Origin of the sequence: Paraburkholderia sp. EG304 (assembly GCF_046543485.1) — a bacterium.
GTDB classification, from domain to species: domain Bacteria; phylum Pseudomonadota; class Gammaproteobacteria; order Burkholderiales; family Burkholderiaceae; genus Paraburkholderia; species Paraburkholderia youngii.
This window is the reverse complement of record NZ_JBKGUA010000221.1, coordinates 1-1281: the sequence shown is the minus strand read 5'-3', so window position 1 is coordinate 1281 and position 1281 is coordinate 1. Positions and strand designations below refer to the sequence as shown.

Below are 1281 nucleotides of genomic sequence, written 5' to 3'. Positions count from 1 at the left end.
CGGCTGACCTGGCAACCCTGCGATTCCCACAGGCGGCGGACTTCGCGGTTGCGGCCTTCCTTGACGACCACGCGCGAAGACCCCGAAGGTCGCCCGACCGTGTTCGAAGCGCTGCCTGCCCTCAAGGGCGCGCGCTGGATCGCGATCGGCCGCCTGGACATCAACACCACCGGCCTGCTGCTGGCGACCACCGACGGTGAGCTGGCCAACGCGATGATGCACCCCTCCTACGAGGTCGAGCGCGAGTATGTCGTGCGCGTGCGTGCACCGGAAGGCGAAGAGAAGGTGCCGGACAGCATCGTCGACCGCCTCGCCCGCGGCGTGGCGCTGGAAGACGGCCCTGCCAAGTTCGACGAGATCGAACGCATCGGCGGCACCGATTCGCACGACTGGTTCCGCGTGGTCGTCAAGGAAGGCCGCAACCGCGAAGTCCGCCGCCTGTGGGAATCGCAGGGTTGCCAGGTCAGCCGCCTGAAGCGCACCCGCTACGGCAAGGTCAGCCTGCCGCGCGAACTGCTGCGCGGCCAGTCGGTGGAACTGCCGGCCAAGCAGGTCGAAGCCCTGCGCGCCGAACTGAAGCTGGAAGAAGGCGCGCCGTCGGCGCTGACCCTGCAGCCGGTGATCGGCCAGCGCCGCGCCGCCAAGACCACCGTGCGCGTGTCGCGCGAGGGTGGCCGTGGCAATGCCTACGTCAACGCGGCGGCTTCAAGGGTGGCCTGACGGTCAGCGGTGAAGCGGCGGCCAAGCAGTCGCAGCGTCCGTTCAAGGCGCGCCCGGACAAGGGCAACCGTGCGCTGCCCGAAGGCAACCCGGCCGCGTTCCGCAGCTGGTACGTGCCGGACGGTGTCAGCACCGGCCCGAGCGGCCACCGCAATGCCGGCCCGGGCGCTGCCCGTGGTCCCGGCGCGCGTGGTCCGGGCGCCGGCGCCGGCGGCCAGGGCCGTCCGTATGGCAAGCCGAAGGGTCCGGGTGGCGCAGGCGGCCCGGGGCGCGGCAGCTACGGCGGCGGCGCTGAAGGCCGCGGCGGCTATGCCGGCGGTGGCGAAAGCCGCGGCGGCTACGGCGGCCAGGGCCGCCCGGCCGGTCCGGGTGGCGGTGGCAACCGCGGTGGCCAGGGGCCGTCCCGCCATCCGTACGGCCATCCGGGCAATGCCCCGAGCTTCCCGTCCGATCACGCCAATCCGGGTGCCAGCCCGTACGGCAGCGCGCGTCCGGCGGGATGTACAGGTCCTGCGGAATCTGCAGGACCGGCTGTCCATGCACCACGGCCAGCGGCATTTC

At 72.4% G+C, this 1281-nt stretch carries 1 protein-coding gene; it reads left to right on the top strand.

Going from position 1 to position 1281, the window contains the following annotated elements; all coding sequences use genetic code 11:
* Positions 1-720, top strand: a 720-nt coding sequence (locus ACLFKU_RS43470; protein ID WP_410853360.1) for a pseudouridine synthase, incomplete at its 5' end; no start/stop codon positions are given.
* Positions 721-1281 lie beyond the last annotated feature (561 nt).